The organism is Streptomyces hainanensis (genome assembly GCF_004348415.1).
In the GTDB taxonomy this organism is placed as follows: Bacteria; Actinomycetota; Actinomycetes; order Streptomycetales; family Streptomycetaceae; genus Streptomyces; species Streptomyces hainanensis.
In genome coordinates, this window is sequence record NZ_SMKI01000611.1 from 1 (window position 1) to 3807 (window position 3807).

General features: G+C 72.8%; 2 protein-coding genes. Both read left to right on the plus strand.

The window, feature by feature from the left end:
• Positions 1-96 precede the first annotated feature (96 nt).
• A complete protein-coding gene (locus tag E1283_RS33435) occupies positions 97-2379 on the plus strand; it encodes an ATP-binding cassette domain-containing protein (RefSeq protein WP_132821923.1) in 2283 nt (760 codons plus the stop codon).
• A gap of 46 nt (positions 2380-2425) precedes the next feature.
• Positions 2426-3766, plus strand: a complete 1341-nt coding sequence (locus E1283_RS33440) for a bifunctional folylpolyglutamate synthase/dihydrofolate synthase (protein WP_132821924.1) — start codon at positions 2426-2428, stop codon at positions 3764-3766.
• Positions 3767-3807: the final 41 nt, after the last annotated feature.

Consider the following 3807-nt stretch of genomic DNA (forward strand, 5'->3'; position numbering starts at 1 on the left):
GTGGGGAAACCCCGGCCGGTGCCCGGCCCCACCCGGGGCCGTGGCGGAATTGGGTACAGTGTACGAAGTTAACTCGTATCCGGGAGGGAAACCCGCGTGTCCGCAGCACAGCAGCAACAGGCGACCGAGGCCGACGGCCACACCGTGATCCAGGTCCGCGGTGCCCGGGAGAACAATCTGCGGAACGTCTCGCTCGACATACCGAAGCGGCGGCTCACCGTCTTCACCGGGGTCTCCGGGTCGGGGAAGTCCTCGCTGGTCTTCGGGACGATCGCCGCCGAGTCGCAGCGGTTGATCAACGAGACGTACACGGCGTTCATCCAGTCGTTCATGCCCAGCCAGTCCCGGCCCGACGTCGACGGGCTGTACAACCTCAGCGCCGCCATCGTCGTCGACCAGGAGCGGATGGGGGCCAACTCGCGTTCCACCGTCGGCACCGCGACCGACGCCTACACCATGCTGCGGATCGTCTTCAGCCGGCTCGGCACCCCGTACGTCGGCACCGCCACACACTTCTCCTTCAACAGCCCCGAGGGCATGTGCCAGGAGTGCGAGGGGCTCGGTCAGGTCACCGACATCGACGTCGACCAACTCGTCGACCGGGACCGGTCGCTCAAGGAGGGCGCGATCACCGTGCCCAACTTCACCGTCGACTCCTGGTACTGGCAGGTGATGGCCAACTCCGGCCTCTACGACCCGGACACCCCGCTGCGCGACTTCACCGAGCAGGAGTGGCAGGACTTCCTCCACAAGGAGCCCACCAAGCTCAGGATCGGGACGAACAACGTCAGTTACGAGGGCCTGGTCGGCAAGATCAAGCGGCTCTGGCTCGGCAAGGAGCGCGAGACCATGCAGGCGCACATCCGCGCCTTCGTCGACCGGGCCGTGGTCTTCACCGACTGCCCCGCCTGCGGCGGCAGCCGGCTCGCGCGGGCCGCGCTCGCGTCGCGGATCAACGGGCGGAACATCGCCGAGTGTTCGGCCATGCAGATCAGCGACCTCGCCGAGTTCGTCCGCGACATCACCGACCCGGCGGTCGCCCCCCTGCTGGCCAACCTCCGTCAACTCCTCGACTCACTGGTCGAGATCGGCCTCGGCTACCTCAGCCTCGACCGCTCCTCCGCCACCCTCTCCGGTGGCGAGGCGCAGCGCGTCAAGATGGTCCGCCACCTCGGCTCCAGCCTCACGGACGTGACGTACGTCTTCGACGAGCCGACCACCGGCCTGCACCCGCACGACGTCCAGCGGATGAACGGCCTGCTGCTGCGGCTGCGCGACAAGGGCAACACGGTGCTCGTCGTGGAGCACAAGCCGGAGGTCATCGCCATCGCCGACCACGTCGTCGACCTCGGCCCGGGCGCCGGTGAGGACGGCGGCCGGATCTGCTACACCGGCGACGTCCCCGGGCTCGCCGCCGGCGACACGCTCACCGGCCGCCACCTCGGACACCGGGCGCCGCTGCGCGCGAACGTCCGCACCCCCGTCGGGCACCTCGCCATCAAGGGCGCCGACCTGCACAACCTCAAGGGCGTCGACGTGGAGGTGCCGCTCGGCGTGCTCACCGCCGTCACCGGGGTCGCCGGCTCGGGCAAGAGCTCGCTGATCCACGGCTACCTGGCGACCAGGGACGGGGTGGCCGTCGCCGACCAGTCGCCGATCCGCGGCTCGCGGCGCTCCAACCCGGCCACCTACACCGGGGTGCTCGACCCGGTCCGCAAGGCGTTCGCCAAGGCCAACGGCGTCAAGCCCGCGCTGTTCAGCGCCAACTCCGAGGGCGCCTGCCCCCACTGCAACGGCATCGGGCTCGTCTACACCGACCTGGCGATGATGGCCGGGGTGGCGTCCGTCTGCGAGCGGTGCGAGGGGAAGCGGTTCACGCCGGAGGTCCTGGCGTACACGCTGCGCGGCCAGAACATCAGCGAGGTGCTCGCGATGTCGGTCACCGAGGCGCACGCGTTCTTCACCGAGGCGCAACCGCGCGCCGTCCTGACGCGGATGGCCGACGTCGGCCTCGGCTACCTGCGACTCGGCCAGCCGCTGAACACCCTCTCGGGCGGCGAACGGCAGCGTCTCAAGCTGGCCATCCAGATGGCCGAGCGGTCCTCCGTCTACGTGCTCGACGAGCCGACCACCGGCCTCCACATGGCCGACGTCGACAAGCTCCTCGCGCTCCTCGACCGGCTGGTGGACGCCGGCGACACGGTCGTCGTCATCGAGCACCACCAGGCCGTGATGGCGCACGCCGACTGGATCATCGACCTCGGCCCTGGCGGCGGCCACGACGGCGGGCGCGTCGTCTTCACCGGCACCCCGGCCGAACTCGTCGCGGACGGCAGCACGTTGACCGGACGGCATCTGCGCGCCTATGTGACGGATTGATCTCAATCACCCGTGACCCCGCCCGGGGTTGTCATCATCGTCGACCGTGGACTACCAGGACTGCGTCGACCTGATCGCCCGGTTGCAGGCACACAAGCCGGAGGGCGCCATACGGCCGGGCGGCAACGTGCCCGAGGTGTTGGCGGCCCTCGGCCATCCCGAGCGGGCACTGCGCGGCGCGATGGTCGTCGGCACCAACGGCAAGGGCTCCACGGCCGCGTTCGCCGTCTCGGCGCTGACCGCCGCCGGGGTACGGGTGGGCAGCATGCCGAGCCCGCACCTCCAGGAGCCGCGCGAGCGCATCAGGGTGGACGGGGTGCCGGTGTCGCGCGCCGCCTATGTGGCGGCGTGCGAGGAGGTGACGGCGGCGGCCGACCGGGCCGGCGTGGTGCTCAGCTCCTCCGGGATGCACGTGACCACGGCGGCCGCGCACTTCCGGCGGGCCGGCGTCGACCTGGTGGTCGCCGAGGCCGGCATCGGCGGGCGCAACGCGGTGGTGCGGTTCCTGGGCCTCGGCGTCACGGTCGTCACCGGGGTCGCGCTCGACCACACCGACCGGCTCGGCGGCTCGCTCGAACTGATCGCCCGGGCCAAGGTCGGCGCCGTGGCGGACGGCGACCACGTGCTGTTCGGCCGGCTGCCGGCCGAGGCGGCCGAGGCCGCGGACGGGGCCCTGGCCGGGCGGTCCGGGCTGACGGTGTGGCGGATGGGCGCCGAGATCGACCACCACTACCACCGGCGGCGGTCGGTGGCCGAGGAGTCACTGGTCGACGTCGTCACGCCGGGCGGGGCGCGGCGGGGGCTGGTCTGCCCGCTGCCCGGCGGGCACCAGCACCACAACCTGGCGCTCGGCGTGGCCGCACTCGACGCGCTGGTCGAGCGCGGCCACGCCGGGCGGCCGGACGAGGCGCCGTTGCGCGAACGGATCGCGGCCACCCGGTGGCCGGGACGGCTCGAACTGGTCGCCCCGGCCTCCCTGCCGGGCTGGACCGGCCGGGTGCTGCTCGACGGCGCGACCAACCCGCAGGGCGTCGCGACCGTCGCGCCCGAACTGCGCCGCCTGGCCGGCGCGGCACGCCCCGCGGTGGTCTTCGCGGCGGTGCGCGGCAAGGACGTCCCGGGGATGCTGGCGCCGCTGCCGGCCGACTGGCCGCTGGTCCTCACCAGGACCGACGCGCACGACGCGGCGGAACCGGCCGCCCTGCGGGCGGCGTTGGGCCCGTTGGGCCCGGAGCGGTGGCGGCCGGGGGCCGCCGTCGTGCCGGAGGCCGCGGCGGCGCTCCGGCACGCGGCGGGCCTCGTCGGCCCGGGCGGGCTCGTCGTCGTCCTCGGCTCGCACCGGCTGGTCGGTCTGGTGCGGACGGAGTTGGGACTGGCCCCGGGCTGACGCGGCGCGCGGCCCACCGGCCGGGGGTTTTTCCCCCCACC